This is a genomic window from Burkholderia sp. MSMB1588 (assembly GCF_001546925.1).
Lineage (GTDB): Bacteria > Pseudomonadota > Gammaproteobacteria > Burkholderiales > Burkholderiaceae > Burkholderia > Burkholderia humptydooensis.
Window position 1 is genome coordinate 1,887,785 of sequence record NZ_CM003770.1, and the last position, 19,857, is coordinate 1,907,641.

Annotated in this window: 12 protein-coding genes; 7 read left to right on the forward strand and 5 right to left on the reverse strand. The window is 67.9% G+C overall.

The window, feature by feature from the left end; genetic code table 11:
* From WS92_RS07610 to WS92_RS07625, 4 genes are all read left to right on the forward strand, one after another.
* The gene (locus WS92_RS07610) at window positions 1–486 is read left to right on the forward strand and encodes an OsmC family protein (protein ID WP_059931856.1); all 486 of its coding nucleotides are present in this window, start codon (window positions 1–3) and stop codon (window positions 484–486) included.
* Between the two features lie 479 nt (window positions 487–965).
* The gene (locus WS92_RS07615) at window positions 966–3,116 is read left to right on the forward strand and encodes a sensor histidine kinase (RefSeq protein ID WP_059931876.1); all 2,151 of its coding nucleotides are present in this window, start codon (window positions 966–968) and stop codon (window positions 3,114–3,116) included.
* Window positions 3,117–3,141: 25 nt separating this feature from the next.
* The gene (locus tag WS92_RS07620) at window positions 3,142–3,594 is read left to right on the forward strand and encodes a response regulator (RefSeq protein ID WP_006028753.1); all 453 of its coding nucleotides are present in this window, start codon (window positions 3,142–3,144) and stop codon (window positions 3,592–3,594) included.
* Entirely contained in the window at window positions 3,591–5,069 is a 1,479-nt protein-coding gene (locus WS92_RS07625) for a hybrid sensor histidine kinase/response regulator (RefSeq protein WP_059931858.1), read from the forward strand. The genes WS92_RS07620 and WS92_RS07625 overlap by 4 nt, the downstream gene beginning before the upstream one ends.
* A gap of 63 nt (window positions 5,070–5,132) precedes the next feature.
* Here WS92_RS07625 and WS92_RS07630 read toward each other — a convergent pair whose 3' ends face one another.
* The 5 genes from WS92_RS07630 to betI form a co-directional block, all read right to left on the reverse strand.
* Window positions 5,133–6,560 carry an MFS transporter gene (locus tag WS92_RS07630; protein WP_059931859.1) on the reverse strand — a complete coding sequence of 476 codons (1,428 nt, stop codon included), beginning with the start codon at window positions 6,558–6,560 and terminating at the stop codon, window positions 5,133–5,135.
* 185 nt (window positions 6,561–6,745) lie between these two features.
* Complete coding sequence (locus WS92_RS07635) at window positions 6,746–10,117, reverse strand: 3-keto-5-aminohexanoate cleavage protein (RefSeq protein WP_059931861.1); 3,372 nt, start codon at window positions 10,115–10,117, stop codon at window positions 6,746–6,748.
* A 915-nt stretch (window positions 10,118–11,032) separates the two neighbouring features.
* Window positions 11,033–12,730: a choline dehydrogenase gene (betA, locus tag WS92_RS07640; RefSeq protein WP_006028749.1), complete on the reverse strand. Its 1,698-nt coding sequence runs from the start codon at window positions 12,728–12,730 to the stop codon at window positions 11,033–11,035.
* Window positions 12,731–12,749: 19 nt separating this feature from the next.
* Complete coding sequence (gene betB, locus WS92_RS07645; RefSeq protein ID WP_059931864.1) at window positions 12,750–14,219, reverse strand: betaine-aldehyde dehydrogenase; 1,470 nt, start codon at window positions 14,217–14,219, stop codon at window positions 12,750–12,752.
* Between the two features lie 45 nt (window positions 14,220–14,264).
* Entirely contained in the window at window positions 14,265–14,852 is a 588-nt protein-coding gene (gene betI / locus WS92_RS07650; RefSeq protein WP_059931866.1) for a transcriptional regulator BetI, read from the reverse strand.
* 996 nt (window positions 14,853–15,848) lie between these two features.
* Between betI and WS92_RS07655 the strand changes: the two genes are divergently transcribed.
* The 3 genes from WS92_RS07655 (at window position 15,849) to WS92_RS07665 (ending at window position 19,849) form a co-directional block, all read left to right on the forward strand.
* Window positions 15,849–16,760 carry an alpha/beta fold hydrolase gene (locus WS92_RS07655; RefSeq protein WP_006029873.1) on the forward strand — a complete coding sequence of 304 codons (912 nt, stop codon included), beginning with the start codon at window positions 15,849–15,851 and terminating at the stop codon, window positions 16,758–16,760.
* A gap of 213 nt (window positions 16,761–16,973) precedes the next feature.
* The gene (locus WS92_RS07660) at window positions 16,974–18,275 is read left to right on the forward strand and encodes a glycosyltransferase (RefSeq protein WP_061083847.1); all 1,302 of its coding nucleotides are present in this window, start codon (window positions 16,974–16,976) and stop codon (window positions 18,273–18,275) included.
* Complete coding sequence (locus tag WS92_RS07665; protein ID WP_059931568.1) at window positions 18,272–19,849, forward strand: DHA2 family efflux MFS transporter permease subunit; 1,578 nt, start codon at window positions 18,272–18,274, stop codon at window positions 19,847–19,849. Before WS92_RS07660 ends, WS92_RS07665 begins: the two co-directional genes overlap by 4 nt.
* The last annotated feature ends 8 nt before the right edge of the window (window positions 19,850–19,857 follow it).

Consider the following 19,857-nt stretch of genomic DNA (forward strand, 5'->3'; position numbering starts at 1 on the left):
ATGTCGACCTACACGGCCGAAGTGGCGTGGCAGAAGCAGGAAGGCGAGACGTTTGCGGACAACCGCTACAGCAGGAAGCACGAGTGGCGCTTCGACGGCGGCGTTCGCGTGCCGGCGTCGAGTTCGCCGCACGTGGTGCGCGTGCCGTTTTCCGATCCGGCGGCAGTCGATCCGGAAGAGGCGTTCGTCGCGGCGCTGTCGAGCTGCCACATGCTATGGTTCCTGTCGCTCGCCGCGCAGAAGAAGCTCGTCGTGACCGGCTATCGCGACGTTGCCGAAGGCACGATGGCGAAGAACGTGCAGGGCCAGGAAGTGATGACGCGCGTCGTGCTGAAGCCGCACGTGACGTTCGGCGGCGAGCGCGCGCCGACGCGCGACGAAGTCGATGCGCTGCACCACGCGGCGCACGACGCTTGCTATCTCGCGAACTCGGTCAAGAGCGACATCGACATCGAAGGAAGCTGGGCGCACGAGCCCGCGCATTGAGCGGGCGATCCCGAGGGCGGCGTCGCCGCTGGCGGCTCGGCTCGGCTCGATCCGATCGATCGCCGTCCATCCATTCGTCGCGTTTCGCGCGGCCAGCCGCGCATCGCCGCGGCCGGCCGCGCGCCGCGCCGATGCAAGCCGGACGTTTCGCCTGCGTCGCCCGTCCGGGCGGCGCCATGTGGCCATCGAAGGTTGCGGCGGTGGTGTCCGTCGCCTAATCTCCAGACATCATTCGCCCATTGCGCCGGCGCGCCGAGCGTGTCGCTCGCGCGGCCGGCGCTTTCACCTGGGCGCGCAACGGCCGCCGGCGCGCGCCCGAACCGGAAGACGCCGCATCCGCCGGCCGGACGGCGCGCGCCGCGCGCGGCGCGGGAACGGTCCGGAACCCGCATCGGCGCGCCGCGAGCGCGGCGGGCGTCCGCATCCCGCGATCGAGCTTGCGAATGGCTTTCTGGCAAAGACACCTCGGGGGAGTCGAGATGACCTCGGGCATCAGGCGATTGGGGAAAAAAGCGTCGCGCTGGATCGACTTCGGCTTGTGGACCGCCGCCGTGCTGCTGCTGCTGACGGCGGGCATCGGCGCGCTCGGCACGGCCCGCCTGTTCGACAGCGAGGCGGACGTCCATCGCGCGAGCGAAGTGATATCGGGTCTCGAACGGCTGCTGTCGTTGGCCCGCGACATGGAGACGGGGCAGCGCGGCTACATCCTCACCGGCAAGCCGGATTATCTTCAGCCTTACGAAGCGGCCTTGCCCGAAGTCCGCAAACAGTTCGATGCGCTCGTGCCGCTCGTTCAGGACGACGCCGTCCAGCAGCGGCGGCTCGCGACGCTGCGCACGCTGCTCGAGAAAAAGCAGAAAGAGCTCGCGGTGACGATCGAGCTTCGCAAGACCGAGGGATTCGACGCGGCGGAAGCGATCGTCTCGAGCGATGCGGGCAAGATCTTCATGGACCTCGCGCGGGCGATGGTCAACGAAATGGAGACGACCGTCCAGCAGCAATTGAGCGTGCTGCGCGATCGCGCGAGGGCGACGCGCGACATCGCCATCGGCGTGGGGCTCGCGTCCGGGCTGCTCACGCTCGTCGTGTGCGTATCGTTCGGCTACGTGATGCGCCGCCTGCTGCTCGTCGAGGCGGCCGCGGCCCACGATCTTTTCGAGCAGCGCGAACTGCTGCACGTGACGCTCGCGAGCATCGGCGACGGCGTGATCGCGACGGACGTCGGCGGCCGCATCACGTTCTTCAACCGGGTGGCCGAGCAGATGACCTCGCTCGCCGCCGCTGCCGCCGTGGGCCAGCCGATCGAGCAGGTGCTGACTTTCCGGCACGCGGCGACGCAACGCGTGATCGACAATCCGGCGCGCGTCGCGGTCGAGCGCAAACGCACCGCGACCTTGCCCGCCCACTCGCGCTTCGTCGATCGCAGCGGCCGGGAGCTGCCGGTGGACGGCAATGCCGCGCCGACCTTCGACGCGAAGGGCAAGCTCGTCGGCGCGGTGCTCGTCGTGCGCGACGTGTCGGAGCGCGAGCGGGCCGAGGAGCGGTTCCGGCTCGCCGTCGAGGCCGCCCCGAACGCGATGATCATGGTGGGGCGCGACGGCAGGATCGTGCTCGTCAATTCGCAGGCCGAAAAATTGTTCGGCTACGCGCGCGGCGACATGATCGGGCACGGCATCGACATGCTGGTGCCCGAGCGTTTTCGTGCCGGGCATTCGGCGTACCGCGGCGCGTTCTTCGGCAAGCCGGACGCGCGGCCGATGGGCGAGGGGCGCGACCTTTTCGGCTTGCGCCGCGACGGCGGCGAATTTCCGGTCGAAATCGGCCTGAATCCGATCACGACGTCGGAGGGCGCGTTCGTGCTGTGCTCGATCGCCGACATCACCGCGCGCAAGCGCGCGGAACTCGAGCTGCGCCGCAGAAGCGAGGAGCTTGCGCGCTCGAATCAGGATCTCGAGCAGTTCGCCTACGTCGCGTCTCACGATCTGCAGGAGCCGCTGCGCGCGGTCGCGGGGCCGCTGCAACTGCTGCAGCGGCGATATCAGGGCCAGCTCGACGCGCGGGCCGACGAGTTCATCGGCCACGCGGTCGACGGTGCGACGAGAATGCAGTCTCTGATCGACGACCTGCTCAGCTATTCGCGCGTCGGGCGGCTCGAGGACGCGCGCCAGCCGGTCGATGGCGAGCGCGCGCTCGACGAGGCGCTGCGCAACCTGAGCGCGGCGATTCGCGAATCCGGCGCGCAGATCACGCATGACCGGTTGCCGGTCGTTCACGGCATTGCGGCCCAGCTCGTGCTGCTGTTGCAGAACCTGATCGGCAATGCGATCAAGTTCCGCAGCAAGGATCGCGTCGCGCAGATTCATCTGGAAGCGGATGTGCGCGACGACGCATGGGTGTTCCGGGTTCGGGACAACGGCATCGGGATCGATCCGCAGTATTTCGAGCGCATCTTCCTGATCTTCCAGCGCCTGCATACGCGGCGCGAATATCCGGGAACGGGGCTTGGGCTCGCGCTCTGCAAGCGGATCGTCGAGCACCACGGCGGCCGCATCTTCGTCGAATCCGAGCCGGGGCGGGGCACGACGTTTTCGTTTACGCTGTCCCGGCCGGGCGCCGATGAAACGCATTGACCGCGCTACCCGAAGGAGGTGAGCGATGATTGCCGATGAGCGAGGGAATTTCGTCGAGATCCTGCTGGTCGAGGACAGCCCGACCGACGTGATGATGACCAGGGAGGCGCTCGAATACTACAAGGTGCTCAACCCGCTGCGGGTCGTCGAGGACGGCGTCGCGGCGATGGCGTACCTGAGGCGCGAAGGGCCCTACGCGAGCGCGCGGCGGCCGGGCCTCATCATCCTCGATCTGAACCTGCCGAAGAAGAGCGGCCGCGAAGTGCTGCAGGAACTGAAGCTCGATCCGGATCTCAGCACGATTCCGGTCGTGATCCTGACGACGTCGAAATCGGATGAGGACGTCGCGCGATCGTACGGACTGCATGCGAATTGCTATATCACGAAGCCCGTCGATTTCGCGAAATTCACGCACGTCGTGCACAGCATCAACGAGTTCTGGCTCGGCGTCGTCACGTTGCCGCCCGTCAAGCCATGAGTTCGCCGTCGAAAAGCGTCGAGATCCTGCTGGTCGAGGACAGCGTGACCGATGCGCTGCTCATCGGCGAAGCGCTGACCGACGTGACGGAGTTCGCGCCGCGCGTGGTCAACGCCGAGCTGCTGTCGGCCTCGCTCGAGCTTGCGAAGCACGCGCACTTCGACGTCGTGCTGCTCGATCTGGGCTTGCCCGATGCGCACGGGCTTGACACGTTCCGCCGCTTCCACCGGCAGGTGCCCGACGTTCCGGTGCTCGTGCTGACGGGGCTCGACGACCTGTCCGTCGGGCTGCAGGCGATTCAGGAAGGCGCGCAGGACTATCTGCTGAAGAAGCGGGTCGAGACGCCGCTGCTGAGCCGGGCGATACGCTACGCGATGGAGCGGCACCGCGTGGCCGCGGCGCTCTCGGCGAGCGAGGAACGGTTCCAGCTCGCGGTCAGCGGCGCGAGCGCGGGGCTTTGGGACTGGAATCCGAAGACGGGCGCGATGTATCTGTCGCCGCACTTCAAGAAGATCATGGGCTACGAGGACCATGAACTGCCCGACGAGATCACGGGGCACCGGGAATCGATTCATCCGGACGATCTGGCGCGCGTGCTCGACGCGCTGAAGGCTCACCTCGAGCATCGCGACACGTACGACGTCGAATACCGGGTGCGCACGCGCTCGGGCGATTTCCGATGGATCCAGTCGCGCGGGCAGGCGCTGTGGAACAGCGCGGGCGAACCGTACCGGATGGTCGGCTGGATCATGGACGTCACCGACCGCAAGCGCGACGAAGACGCGCTGCGGGTGTCGCGCGAGGAGCTGCGCCGCCTGTCGGCCCACATCCAGAGCATTCGCGAGGAGGAGAAAACGCGCATCGCGCGGGAATTGCACGACGACCTCGGCCAGCAATTGACGGCGCTGAAGATGGCGGTCACGCTGGTCGACAACGAGCTGAAGGAGGCGGGCTGGACATCGCGAACGAGCCGCTTGCCGAACGTCTATGCGTTGATCGGCCAGTTGCTCGACTCGGTACGGCGGATCGCGGCGGACCTGCGCCCCGTGATGCTGGACGATCTCGGGCTGCTTGCGGCGATCGAGTGGCTGACGCACGAGTTCGCCGCGCGATACCGGATTCCGGTGACGAGCCGCATCGAAGCCGACGACATCGCGTTCAACCGCGACAGCGCGACCGAGGTGTTCCGCATCGTTCAGGAGGCGCTGACCAATGTCGCCCGGCATTCGGCGGCGACCGAAGTCACGCTCGACATCGTGCGCGACGAGCCGAACTGCGTCGTGCGGATCGCCGACAATGGCCGCGGCACGGCGCGCGACACGCGTCCGAACCGGCATTCGCTCGGCCTGCTCGGGATGCGCGAGCGCGCGGCGCGCCTCGGCGGCGAGATCCGGATCGACACCGCGCCCGGCCGGGGATTCGCGTTGACGGCAACGCTGCCGCTCGCCGTGATCGAGGCGGCCGATTCGGCCTGACGGCGTCGGCGTCGCCGGCGGCGTTGGCGGCGATTTCGCCGGCCGCGGCGAGCGGCGCGGCGCTCAGTTCGCCGGCGCGCTCGCGGCGTCGCGCGCGGCGGCGTCTGCGGTGTCCGTCGACGCGAGCGACTCGAGCGCCATGCCTTTCGTCTCGATTCCCAGCACGCCCACCGCCAGCGCGGCGGCGACGAACGACAGCGCGCCAAGCGTGAACACGCCGCCTTGCCCGAAGACGGGCAGCACGATGCCGACCACGTAGGGCCCGATCAGCGAGCCGATCCGCCCGATCGCCGACGCGAAGCCCGAGCCGGTTGCGCGCGCGCCCGTGCCGTAGAGTTCCGGCGTGTACGTGTAGAGCACCGCCCACATTCCGAACAGGAAGAACTGCATCGCGAGCCCGGTGCAGACGAGCAGCGTCGCGCTGCCGCCGAACAGCGCGCTCTGGCCATACGCGTAGGCCATTGCGCCGCCGCCGACGAGCGACGCGATGCAGGTCGGCTTGCGCCCCCAGCGCTCGACGAGCCACGCCGCGCACAGGAAGCCCGGAATGCCGCCGAGCGAGATCAGCACCGTGTAGAACACCGATTGCGTGACGGCGAAGCCGGCCTGCTGCAACAGCGCGCCGAGCCACGACGTGAGGCCGTAGAAGCCGAGCAGCGCGAAGAACCACAGCAGCCAGACCATCGTCGTGCGGCGGCGGTACGCGGCGCTCCAGATCTCGCCGAACGCGCCGCGGCCGTGCGTGCGAGCCGGCCCGGCGAGCCGCGACGGCGCGGGCAGGCTCGCCACGCGCGCGGACTTCATCACCCTCGCTTCGACGTGCGCGAGCACGCGCTCGGCCTCGGCGAGCCGGCCGCGATGCTCGAGCCAGCGCGGCGATTCCGGCACGAGCCGGCGCACGATCAGCACGAACACGGCGGGCAGCGCAAGCAGCGCGAACACGGTGCGCCAGCCGAACAGCGGCAGCACGAAGTACGACACGACGCCGGCGGTGATGAAGCCGAGCGGCCAGAAGCCGTCCATCAGCGCGATCAGCCGCCCGCGCTTCGCGGCCGGGACGAACTCGGACAAGAGCGTCTGCGCGACCGGGAATTCCATCCCCATGCCGATGCCGAGCAGCACGCGATAGACGATCAGCGCGTCGACGCTCTGCGCGGTCGAGCACAGGTACGACGCCGCGCCCCACAGCACCATGCTCCACTGGAACACGGGCCGCCGGCCGAACTGGTCGGCGAGCAGGCCCGCAACCGCCGCGCCGAGCACCATCCCGAAGAAACTCGCGCTCGCGACGAGGCCGGCCGTCGCGGTCGACAGGCCGAACTCCTTCCTGATCGAGCCGAGCACGAAGGTCATCGTGCCGAGGTCGACCGAATCGAAGAAGAACGCGATCGCGATGATCACGAAGATGAGCTTGTGGTACCCGGAAAACGGCAATCGTTCGAGGCGGGCGGCGGCGCTGGCGCGCGAGGGGGCGGCGGGAGCGGCTGGCATGGCGGTGGTCTCTGGTCGGAAGGCGGCCCCGCGCGGGATGCGCGGGGCGTGGCTCGTTCAGTAGACTTGACCATTATTCGCCGCTATAGAAGGAAAGCGGCATGCGGCTGGAACGGGCGCGCCATTGGCCGGGGCGGCGGCACGCCGGACGCGTGGAGGCGGCGCGGGCGGCATGCCGCCCGGGCTTACGCGAGCGCTCGCCGCATCGTCTGGTTCGCGCTCGACCGGTAGTCGGTCATCGACGACTTCAGCTCGCGCAGGATCGCGTGCGCGCCGGCGTCGGCGGGCGCGTCGTGAAAGCGCGCAATCCATTGGCGAAGCCACAGCGGGCTCGCGGCGAGGTAGCGGCGAATCGAGTGGCCGTCGTCGAGCCGTGCATGGTCGTCGAGCAGGAACACGCCGGTGAGCCGCGCGACGATCTTGCCTTGCCGGCCGTCCTGCCAGACGGGCGTTGCGTGATCGTAGCGGTAGTCGGCGGGCTGCGTGTGCACGAGGCAGTGCCGCAGCACGTCCGCATGCTCGCCGGGCTGGATCACGTAATGGCGGCTCGTCGTGCCGGCGAGGCTGCGCACGTCGTTGAACGCGGTCACGTCGACGACCGACGTGCCGAGCCAGTCGAGATGGATGTCCGCGGCGGAGCCGAACGACACGAGCAGCGCGCGATCGAAGAATGCGCGCAGTTCGTCTTCCGTGAGGCCGAGCCGCTCGCCGTCGCGGCACGCCTGCACGTCGAGCTGCTGCGCGGTCGCGATTCCCGAGCTGTGCGCGAAGCACTTGAGGAGCGGCAGCCGCTCGATCTGCTCCGCCCGGATGCGGCGCGCGCGCGAGCCGTCCTGATACAGCGGGAAGCCGGCCGCGTCGCGGCGCACCAGTTGCCGCTCGGTGTATGCGAGCTTCGCCGGCTTGTCGACGAGGCGCGGCAGGATCAGCCGCTCGTAGATCAGTTGCGATTCCTCGCTGAAGTAGAGGCCGGACGGGTCTGCGTTCAGCGCGAAGCGGTTGTGCAGCATGCTGGCTTCGATCACGGTTTCGCCGTCGTCGCGGCGGCCCGAATTCGTGATCGCGAGCAGGCGCAGCGGCGTGTCGCGCTGCGTCTGCCGGGACGGACGCAGCGTCGGATCGGCGGCGATCTGCGCGACGAAGCCGTGGAACAACTGCGCCATCCCGTTCGACAGCTTGAGGCCGAGCGGGTAGTTGGTGGTCGGCGTGCTCGGCAGCACGACCCAGTCGACGCTCGCGATCGCCGCCGCCAGTTCGTCGGGCGCGACGTCGCGGCGCATGGGCGGCTCGCTCGCGTCCGCCGCGGCCTCGAGCACGGTCCACACGGGGCCGCAAGCCTTGCGCGACGCATTCGAGCGATCGCGCAACTCGAGCGTGAGCTCGCGCAGCGCGTGATAGAGGAGCGCCATCGTCGCGCTGTAGCGCGGGCTCTGGCGCAAACCGAGATTGACGACGTTGCTGTAGTCGCTGTTGTATCGGCAAGGAATCCCGGCCAGATATTCGAGGCAGCGCAGCGGCAGTGGCTTGAACTGGTCGACGCGCACGCCGTAGCTCGCGTGCTCGCGCGTCACGGTCTTGCCGGGGCGCGCATAGTCTTCGAGCGCGCGGTCGTACATGTCGATCGAATAGCCGCGCGGCACGAGCAGCTCGCGTGCGAAATTCAGCGCCTGCGGAATCTGGATGTAGCGCGCGATCAGATATTCGTGATCCTCGTAGCGGTCGAGCTCTTCGACGAACGAACGAATCGTGACGCCGAAGCTGCGCGCGGCCGTCAGCACGTGCTCGGCGAGCGCGGCGGGATCGGTCGGCAGCGATTCGGCGCTCGCGAGGTGCGCGGCGAGCCGGTCCTCGAGCTTGCGATACGTGTCGACGATCGGCCGCAGCGCGTCGAGGATCGTGTCGGCCGACACGAGGCGCTCGTCGGCCGGATAGTGCGCGAGCGCCGCCTCCGCCTGCCGGAACAGCGCGACGTCGGGGCGCGGCATGCCGAGTTCGTCGCGCAGCGTTTCGGCATCGACGATGCCGATGCCGCGGCGCTCGAGCTCGAGCCGCAGCCAGCGCACCTGATCGCCCGTTCCGCATGCCTTGCGCACGCCGCCCGGCACGCGCGCGTCGAAGACGTTCAGCGCGTCCTCGAGCCCGACGCGGATGCCGTCGAGATCGAGCGCGATCGCGACGTCGACGAGCAGCGCCTGGAACGGGCCCGGCAGCAGCAGCGAGATCTTGCACGACGGGAAGTTGTCGCGGAGCTTGTCGACGGTGGGGCGCAACTGCGTCGCGGCGAGCTCGACGGCTTTCTCGTGCGCGTCGTCTGCGCCGGCTTGCAGCAGCTTCGCGATCGCCTTGCGCGTGGGCACGTCGATCAGCGAATCGTCGCTCGTGTCGCCGCTGACGGGATCGCGATGATATTGATCGACGGCGGCGACGAGCATGAACAGCACCGGAACGCCGGCCTTCACGAGCGGCGATTGATAGAGCGTGATCGAATTCTCGACGATCGTGTGGTTGAACACTTCGATCTCGGGCCGCACGCCGACGTCCGCGAAATGCGCGAGCTGATCCGCGAGGAACGCGTTCGGATTGTCGTAGCCGCCGCCCGCCTGGAACACGACGGGGCCGGGGCTGAACGACGCGACGTCGGGCGCGAGCTGCGCATGGCCGTAGCGCTTCAGGTGCGCGCGCCGCAGCGGGCTTTGCGACGCGCGGCGGTCGCCGCGCGCGCTCGTCGACAGATTCAGGATCGCCGACGGTTCCAGATCCAGAAGCTTCGGCATGATCCGGTCGTAATCGTCGAGCACGATGTGGTTGCGCTGCGAGCCGATGCTGATCGGCGCGTTCAGGCCGGGAATCGCGAGCGTCGCCTGATCGTCGGTCGCGCGCGTATGCAGGTGGACCGCCGCGGCGCCTTCGCGCAGCGCCTCGCGCGATGCGTCGACGATGCCGTTCGCCGTGATCGGCAGGTAAGGCGAGCGCGCCTTGCCCGGTTGCCAGTAGCCGGCGTCGCATATTCGCCAGCCGTTGTCGAACAGCGAATCGAGCACGGCCGCGTTGTCGGCGCGCATCCGCTCGACGCAATCCGGCGGCAGGTAGGTGTGAATCCGGTCGTGCGCCCAGCTCAGGCTGCCGTCTTCGGCGGCGGTCCAGCCGAACGTCGTGAGCTGCAGGACGATCTGGCGGACCAGATCGACCGACGACAGCCGCTCGAGCGTGGTGCGCGTGATCAGCGGCGGCTGCGCGAGCGGCGGCGAGGTCTGCGTGCGGTGCCAGACCGGGCCGTTCGGCGTCCAGCCATGGTTGCGCAGCGCATCCGGCGCCGATGCCGGTGCGCCGTCGTAGTCGGTCAGATCGATCGGCGCGTCGTAGCCGTATTCGCGCACGATGCCGCCTGCGGGCACGGCCTCCCATCCGTTGACCTCGAGGGCCTTGATCGTCGCCTCGCGCTTGTCGGCGGGCAGCAGCTCGAGCAGCACATGCGGGATGAACTTCGGCTCCAGTGGATCGAGGAACTTCGGGACAGCGCCGACGGGGGCTGCGGTGATGTAGAAGGTCTTGACCATGATCGTCCTGAATTGCGTTGAAAAGTGATCCTAAATAATCGAAATCGGATGCGACATTTCATGGCGCCGCTGAATCGCCGGACCGGAGAATGTTGCGTTTCGCTGGAGGCCGGATCGAAAAACGGCTGGCCCGCGTGAATGCGGGAGGCATCTTGCCGATTAACTTCAAGATGCCTTGCAGTCATCTTACAATAAAATTACTAGATTTTATGAAAATAATTATGTGTTGAATTTGGTGAAATTAAAATACGCGTAATTTCAATGATTGTTAATTTGTTCGGCTTGTTTGTTTCGGGTGAGCGCCGAAGTGGCTCGCTGGTTCCGGGCATTGCTGCGAGGCATGGCGGCGCTTGGCGAGATTTTTATCTCGGCCCCGGATTTCTGATTTCCGCGTGACGATAAAGCGGGGTGCGATCTTTTATGAAGATGGGAATCGGAAGAGGGGGGATTTTTAATCTGATTCGATGCGTATTTTCGGCTGTTTTGTTGGAGTCGATATACGCGGGTTTTTCATTGGGAAATCCGTGTCGCGCCATGTCGCGTTCCGATGGGGGCGAGCGGTCCGCGTGCGCGTGGCGTGTGGCGGATTTGCTTCAGGCCGATTGGCGGTCGTAAGGCGGAAGTGCGTTGGCGTGGCTGCGAACTCGCGTCGAGCAAGCGCTGCGGACGAAGGGAATCATGCAATGCGGCTTGTGCAGGGTTCGAGGAAGGGCGTGGTGCGTTTCGTCGCCGTTGTCGACGCCGAAAGGGTATGGCGGGGGCGGGGCTTCGCGGAACGTGCGCGGCTTCGGCGAGAAAGATCCGGCATGATGCACGTCGAGCGGGCCGACGACGCTACGTGTCGCGCCGGCGGCCGCATCGAACGCTTTCGAGCATCGACGCGCGGCCGGCGCGACATTCGCGGCCGGCCGCTTTTCATACGACGGCGGGCGCCCGGGCAGGCTTGCCGCCGCGCGCGGGCGCGCCGTTCGCGACGTAGTACCGCACGTTCGCGCGTTCGAGCGGCTCGCGCTCGCGGATCTTGTCGGCGATCTTCTCCGCGATCATGATCGTCGGCGCGTTCAGATTGCCGGTCGTGATGATCGGCATGATCGATGCGTCGACGACCCGCAATCCGTCGATCCCGTGCACGCGGCCTGCGTTGTCGACGACCGCCATGTCGTCATAGCCCATCTTGCACGAGCACGACGGATGGAACGCCGTTTCCGCACGTGCGCGCACGAACGTGTCGAGGTCGTTGTCGCTTTTCAGGTCCGCGCCCGGGTTCAGTTCGCGGCCGCGGAAGCGGTCGAGCGCCGGCTGGCGCATGATCTCGCGAGTCGCGCGGATCGCGTCGCGGAATTCGCGCCAGTCGAGCGCTTCCGCCATGTAGTTGAACAGGATGCTCGGATGCGCGTTCGGATCGCGCGATTTCAGCTTCACGCGGCCGCGGCTCGGTGAGCGCATCGAGCCGACGTGCGCCTGGAAGCCGTGCATCTCGATCGCATTCGAGCCGTTGTAGTTGATCGCGACGGGCAGGAAGTGATACTGGATGTTCGGCCACCGATCGTCGTCGCGCGTGCGGATGAAGCCGCCCGCTTCGAAGTGGTTGCTCGCGCCGAGGCCCGTGCCGTTGAGCATCCATTCGAGACCGATCTTCGGCTGGTTCCACCATTTGAGCGCCGGATACAGCGACACGGGCTCCCTGCATTCGAACTGGATGTACATCTCCAGGTGATCCTGCAGGTTGCGGCCGACGCCGGGCAGATCGAGCACGACGGGAATGTCCAGCTCGCGCAGCCATTCACCGGGGCCGACGCCCGAGCGCTGCAACAGTTGCGGCGAAGCGATCGCGCCGCTGCACACAAGCACCTCGCGGCGCGCGTGCGCGGTGACGCGCTCGCTGCCGTGCACGAACGTGACGCCCGTCGCGCGCTTGCCGGAGAACAGGATGCGATCGGCGAGCGCGTGCGTGACGATGTCTAGATTCGGCCGCGCGCGCGCCTGGTCGAGATAGCCGCGCGCGGTCGAGGCGCGGCGGCCGCGCGGCGTGACCGTGCGGTCCATCGGGCCGAAGCCTTCCTGCTGATAGCCGTTGAGGTCGTCGGTGCGCGGATAGCCGGCCTGCACGCCAGCCTCCACCATCGCTTCGAACAGCGGATTCACGCCGGGCTTGCTCGTCGTCACCGAGACCGGACCGTCGCCGCCGTGATAGTCGTTCGGGCCGGCGTCGCGCGTCTCGGCCTTCCTGAAGTACGGCAGGCAGTCGAGATACGTCCAGTCCTCGAGCCCCTTGTGCGTCGACCAGTTGTCGTAATCGAGCGCGTTGCCGCGGATGTAGCACATCCCGTTGATCAGCGACGAGCCGCCGAGCCCCTTGCCGCGCCCGCATTCCATCCGGCGGTGGTTCATGTGCGGCTCGGGATCGGTTTCGTATGCCCAGTTGTAGCGGCGGCCCTGCAGCGGGTACGCGAGCGCCGCCGGCATCTGCGTGCGGAAATCGAACCGGTAGTCGGGACCGCCCGCCTCGAGGAGCAGCACGGTGACGTCCGGGTCCTCGGTGAGGCGCGTCGCGAGCACGTTGCCCGCGGAGCCCGCGCCGCAGATGATGTAGTCGAATTCGCGTGTCGTCATCGTTGCGTTCTCCTGATGCTTAGAACACCGGTTGATAGCGGCCGAGCTCGACCTGCACCGATTTGATTCGAGTGTAGTGCTCGAGCGTCGTGATGCCGTTCTCGCGTCCGACACCGGATTGCTTATAGCCGCCAACCGGCATCTCGGCGGGCGACTCGCCCCACGTGTTGATCCAGCAGATGCCCGCTTCGAGGCGATGGATCACGCGGTGCGCGCGCGACAGGCTCTCGGTGACGACGCCCGCCGCGAGGCCGTACTCGGTCGCGTTCGCGCGCGCGATCGCTTCGTCTTCCGTTTCGAACGACAGGATGCTCATCACCGGGCCGAAGATCTCTTCGCGGACGATCTTCATGTCGTCGCGGCAATCGCCGAACACGGTCGGCGCGACGTATTGCCCGTTCGCAAAATGATCGTGCGCAAGGCGCGCGCCGCCCGCGAGCAGCTTGGCGCCTTCGGCCTTGCCGCTGTCGATGTAGCCGAGCACCTTGTCGAGCTGCGCGGCGCTCGCGAGCGGCCCGAAATTCGTGTCGGGGTCCGAAGGACTGCCGATGCGGATTCGTGCGACGCGCTCGAGCACGCGTTCGACGAATGCGTCCTTCGCCGCTTGCTGGACGAACACGCGCGTGCCGTTCGTGCACACCTGGCCCGCGCTGAAGAAGTTCGCGGTGACGGCGATGTCGGCGGCGCGGTCGAGATCGGCGTCGTCGAACACGATGAGCGGCGACTTGCCGCCCAGCTCCATCGTCACTTCCTTCAGCGACGACGCGCCCGCGAGCGACATCACCTTCTTGCCGGTCTCGACGCCGCCCGTGAACGACACCTTCGCGATGCCCGGGTGCGCGGTCAGCAGCGCGCCGACCGAGCCGTCGCCCTGCACGACGTTGAACACGCCGGCGGGCACCCCCGCCTCAGTGTAGATCTCCGCGAGCTTGAGCGCGGACAGCGGCGTGACTTCGCTCGGCTTGAAGATCATCGCGTTGCCGGCGGCGAGCGCGGGCGCGCTCTTCCAGCAGGCGATCTGGATCGGGTAGTTCCATGCGCCGATGCCCGCGCACACGCCGAGCGGCTCGCGCCGCGTGTAGACGAACGATTCCGGGCGCAGCGGCACTTGCAGCCCCTCGATCGCGGTCGCGAGGCCCGCGTAGTACTCGATCACGTCGGCGCCCGTGACGATGTCGACGGCGCGCGTTTCCGCGATCGGCTTGCCGGTGTCGCGCATTTCGAGTTCGGCGAGCGCGTCGTTGCGCTCGCGCAGCAATTCGACCGCGCGGCGCAGGATGCGCGAGCGCTGCATCGCGGTCATCGCGGCCCATTCGCGCTGGCCTTCGCGCGCGGATGCCACCGCGCGATCGACGTCGTCGGCGCTTGCTTGCTGGACGCTCGCGAGCAGCTCGCCCGTCGCGGGATCGAACGTGTCGAACGTCTTGCCGCTCGTGGCGTCGGCATGGGTGCCGGCGATGTAAAGGCGTTGCAGACCGTATACGGACATAGCGGACATAGGGATCTCCTTGTGTGGGCGAGAGCGCGCGTCGCGTTACGCGCGCGGCGCGAGCAGCAGGTCGATGTAATCGTTGGCGAGCTTCAGGGCCGCCGCCGTGTCGAGCGGTTCACCCGCGAGCGCGCCGCGCAGCCACAGGCCGTCGATCAGCGCGGCGAGGCCGCTTGCGGCTTCGCGTGCGCGCGCAAGAGGCAGCGTTTTCGCGAACTCCGCACACAGATTCGAATGGAGCCGCCGCGTGTTGACGTGCTGCAGGCGTTTCAACATCGGCTCGTGCATGCTCTGCGACCAGAATGCGAGCCATGTCTTCATCACGGGAGCGCTGATCTGCGTATCGTCGAAATTGGCGGCGACGACGGCGCGCAGGCGCGCGCGCGGCGCGTCGGACGCGGCGGCGCGATGGCGCGCGGTGGCGGCCCACAGGTCGCGCAGCACGTGGCGCATCGTTGCTTCGAGCAGGCCGTCCTTGTCGCCGAAGTAATGGCTGACGATGCCGGTTGAGATGTTCGCGCGCTGCGCGACGGATGCGAGCGTCGTGCCGGACAGGCCAGCCTCGTCGATGGAGCGCAGCGTTGCGTCGATCAATTGGGCGCGGCGGATCTCGCGCATTCCGAGTTTGGGCATCGCGGGACCTTTGTGGGCGCGGTGGATGGCGAAGTCCGAAGGATAGCGGTTTTTTATTGATCGTTCAATCAATAAAAAATATGGGGCTTGATCGTTGCCGGTGAACTCGTGAGGCGGCTGGCCGGTTCGGCTTGATGTGCCGCGTTGGCCATCGGCGGGGTGTCGCGACGGCATGCGGTCGATTCGTGCTTTTGTGAAGATCGAGTGAAAGAATGTTGAGAATGTTTAAAACGTTTTAATCGTAAATTCCGGCATTGCGAATTCATGTTGTAGAGCGCCGGAAATGGACGATGGGTATGAGATTGGGTATCCGTTCTGTTGCGCAACCTGCCTCGATTGGGCGGTTCGATAACGGATGAATGTGCGCGCGGGGTGTATGCGGATGGGGTGGAATTGGAGATTGGGCGTTTCGGGATGTTTATGGTTGGGCTTGCGAGGCGTCGGGTTTCGCAGTGCTCGGATTGACCGGGATGGGCGGTGGGACGGGCGTCTCGGCCGATGCTCGCGTGATGCGTTCTATATCACAAAAAATATTTCATTGCGATGAATGGATTAATTGGAGAAGGGTCTTTAGAGTGATTTGCTCAATGTGCGGAGGGGGCATTGATGAGTTTTTTGAGGCGAAACATTAAAAATAGTTGAGGGGGTTGTATTTAGCGTATTAGTATTAACACCGTAAAAACGCGAGCCGCCGAGCGGTGATCGTGAAAGCGGAATGGCGATGGGAAGCGGTTAATCCTTCAAGAGGCGTCATGCGAGTAAGAGGCGCTGGAGACCACGGGCCGAAGGCAGCGGGATGACCGTGTTGGGCCTGGTGGGAGCGTATTGCCGGTCGGATAGGGGGACGAGGCGATGCGCGGCTCCGGCGGGTGGGTAGCCGCCGCGGCGCGCGAGGCAGGGCGGGTGGATCGCGCGGGAGGGCGTGTGGCTACGTGTTGGCGTCCTGTCAAGGGCGCGGGATCAGCTCATTTGCCGAGCAGATGCGGGAGATACGCCATGCCTATCGAGAAACAGGTTGTAGCGCTGCCGAGCGGACTGAAGGTCCACGTCGAGCGTCACGTGTTCGATCCGGCCTTCGAGACGGTCATCCTCGTGAACGGCGCGCTGGCGACGAGCGCGTCGTTCGGCCAGACGATTCGCTACCTGGGCGAACGCGTGAACGCGGTGTGCTTCGATTTGCCGTACGCGGGGCAGTCGCGCCAGCACAATCCGGGCGAGTACATTCTGACGAAGGACGACGAGGTCGAGATTCTGCTGCACCTGGCCGAGCGGTTCGAGCCGAGCTTCATGCTGTCGGTGTCGTGGGGCGGGGTGGCGTCGCTGTTCGCGCTGGCGCGCGGGTGCGCGAGCGTGCGGCGGGCGGTGATCGCGTCGTTCTCGCCGTTCCTGAACGAGGCGATGACGGACTACGTGACGCGCGCGCGCGATCACATTGCGGCGGGCGAGAACCTGAAGGCGGCGCAGTTGCTCAACGACACGGTGGGGCGCTACCTGCCGCGGATCATGAAGCTGTACAACTACCGGTATCTGACGAAGCTGCCGCGCAACGAGCAGGACCAGGTGGCGTTCCACGTCGACCAGATCCTGTCGATGCAGCCGGAGCAGTATCTGCCGGAGTTCCGCCAGATCGGCTGCGCGGTGAAGTTCATCAACGGCGAGCTGGACGAGTACACGACGGCGTCGGACGTGCGGCGGCTGGCGGCGTACGTGCGGCGCGCGGAGTTCGCGACGATCCGGCAGGCGGGGCACTTCCTGGACCTCGAGGGGCGTCAGCCGCAGGAGCAGCTCCGCGCGTCGATCCTGGGCTTCTTCGGCGACGAGCGGGCGAGCGCGGCGCGCGACGACGCGCAGGACGAGACGCTCGCGCCGCTCGGTCCGCCGCTGGGCCAATTGCCGGCGCTGTCGTAGCGGCGGGCATCGGCCGTGACGCACCGGCAGTCGAGGCTCCTTCAATCAGACAAGCAAACGCGGCGCGCGGCGATGGTCAGGCGCATCGGTATGACGCAGGCGTTCGTTCGGCGGCAGGCGGACGGATTCCGGCCGGGGATGGACGATCCGGTTCGAACGTTTGGCGAGGCCGGATGTGCCGCCGGCTGCCGCGCGGGATGGGATGACGAAGCGATGGCGAAGGTAATCGTGACGGCGATCGGGTCGGCGGGCGACGTGCATCCGCTGCTGGGGGTGAGCCGGGCGCTGTCGGCGCGCGGCCACGAGGTGGTGTTCTGCACGCACGCGCCGTTCGAGGCGGCGGTGCGCGCGAGCGGGTTCGCGTTCGTGCCGGTGGGCACGGCCGAGGACTACGCGCAGGCGATGGCGGACCCGGCGCTGTGGGAACCGCGCACGTCGTTCCGGACGCTGTGGCGGGTGATCGCGCCGGTGGTGCGGCCGCACTTCGACGTGCTGCGCGCGCTGAGCGACGCGGACACGGTGCTGGTGGGCACGCTGTGGGCGTTCTCGGCGCGGCTGATGCAGGAGCGCTTCGGCACGCGCTACGTGTCGGTGCAGGTGTCGCCGTCGACGCTGCTGTCGGCGCACGCGCCGCCGACGCACAAGCGGCTGACGATCCCGGCGGGGTTGCCGCTGGCGGTGAAGGCGGGGCTGATGACGCTGATCGAGCGGCAGGTGCTGGACCGGGTGTGCGGCCCGGAGCTGAACGCGGCGCGGCAGGCGCTGGGCCTGGCGCCGGCGAAGCGGATCCTGGGGCGGTGGCTGCATTCGACGGACGGGGTGCTGTGCCTGTTTCCGTCGTGGTTCGCGCCGGCGCAGCCGGACTGGCCGGCGAATCACCTGCAAAGCGGGTTTCCGCTGTTCAACGACGCGGGGCCGGCGCAGGCGGATGCGGAGCTGGAGGCGTTCGTCGCGTCGGGCGAGGCGCCGGTGGTGTTCACGGCGGGCTCGACGCGGGTGGACGGCCGCACGTATGAGCGGGCGGTGACGCAGGTGCTGCGGGCGACGGGCGTGCGGGGGATCCTGCTCGCGCCGGACGCGCCGGCGGCATGGGATGGGACGACGGGGCCAACGGCAGCGAAGACGCCGGGCGCGGCGCTGCTCAAGCGCCGCTACGTGCCGCTCGCGGCGCTGCTGCCGCGGTGCCGGGCGCTGGTGCATCACGGCGGGATCGGCACGGCGTCGCTGGCGTACGCGGCGGGCGTGCCGCAGGTGGTGACGCCGTTCGCGCACGACCAGTTCGACAACGCGCAGCGGGTGGCGGCGAGCGGCTGCGGGGTGCGGCTGGACGCGCCAGTGCGCGGCGAGCCGCTGGCGCGGGCGCTGGCACGCGTGCTGGGCGACGCGGCGCTGGCCGCGCGCTGCGCCGAGGTGCGCGCGCGGATGGCGGCGCAGCCGAACGGCTGCGACGAGGCGGCGCGCTTCATCGAGCGCTTCGCGCCGGGCGTCGCGGCGCGGCAGGCGCAGCCGGCATGAGCGCGCAGGCGTTGCCGGCGGATCGGGCCAGGGCCGGCGTGGCGCCGCCCGCCGTCGCGCCGCTGCGCGGGGCGAAGCTCGCGCTGCTGACGTTCGCGCTGTCGCTCGCGACGTTCATCGAGGTGCTGGACTCGACGGTGGCGAACGTCGCGGTGCCGGCGATCTCGGGCAGCCTCGGGGTGGCGAACAGCCAGGGCACGTGGGTGATCAGCTCGTACTCGGTGGCCGCGGCGATCGCGGTGCCGCTCACGGGGTGGCTCGCGCGGCGGGTGGGGGAGCTCAGGCTGTTCGTCGCGTCGGTGCTTCTGTTCACGCTGACGTCGCTGCTGTGCGGGCTCGCGCGGGACCTGGAGGTGCTGGTGGCGTGCCGGGCGCTGCAGGGGCTGTTCTCGGGGCCGATGGTGCCGCTGTCGCAGACGATCCTGATGCGCGCGTTCCCGCCGGCCAGGCGCACGCTGGCGCTGGCGCTGTGGGGGATGACGGTGCTGCTCGCGCCGATCTTCGGGCCGGTGGTGGGCGGCTGGCTGATCGACAACTTCTCGTGGCCGTGGATCTTCCTGATCAACCTGCCGATCGGGCTGTTCTCGTTCGCGGTGTGCGCGCTGATGCTGCGGCCGCAGGCGCAGCGGGGCGAGGCGAGTCCGATCGACGTGCCGGGGATCGTGCTGCTGGTGATCGGCGTGGGCGCGCTGCAGGCGATGCTGGATCTGGGGCATGACCGGGGGTGGTTCGATTCGCCGCTGATCACGGGGCTGGCGATCACGGCGGGGGTGTCGCTCGTGTCGCTGCTGATCTGGGAGCTGGGCGAGGCGCATCCGGTGGTGGAGCTGAGCCTGTTCCGGGAGCGGACCTTCACGTTCTGCGTGGTGATCATCTCGCTGGGGATGATGAGCTTCTCGGTGGTGGGGGTGGTGTTTCCGCTGTGGCTGCAGGCGGTGATGGGGTACACGGCGTACCAGGCGGGGCTGGCGACGGCGTCGATGGGGGTGCTGGCGCTGGCGTTCTCGATCCTGGTGGGGCTGTACGCGAGCCGGCTGGACGCGCGGGTGCTGGTGACGTTCGGGTTCGGGGTGTTCGCGGCGGTGATGTGGTGGAGCACGCACTTCACGCTGTCGATGACGTTCGCGCAGGTGGTGACGCCGCGGCTGATCCAGGGGATGGGGCTGCCGTGCTTCTTCATCCCGCTGACGGCGGCGACGCTGTCGCGGGTGCCGGACGACAGGCTGGCGGCGGCGTCGAGCCTGTCGAACTTCCTGCGGACGCTGTCGGCGGCGTTCGGCACGGCGCTGAGCGTGACGTGGTGGGACAACCGGGCGACGTATCACTACGCGGTGGTGTCGCAGTCGGTGACGCGCGCGTCGGAGAACACGCAGCGGTACGTGGACGCGCTGCACGCGATGGGGCTGCACGGCGTGCGCGAGCTGAGCTCGCTGCACCAGGTGGTGCGGCAGCAGGCGTACATGATGGCGACGAACGACATGTTCTGCATGGCGAGCGCGACGTGCCTGCTGCTGGCGGGGCTGATGTGGCTGACACGGCCGAAGCGGGGCGCGGCGGCGGCGCTCGGGCATTGAGGCGAAGG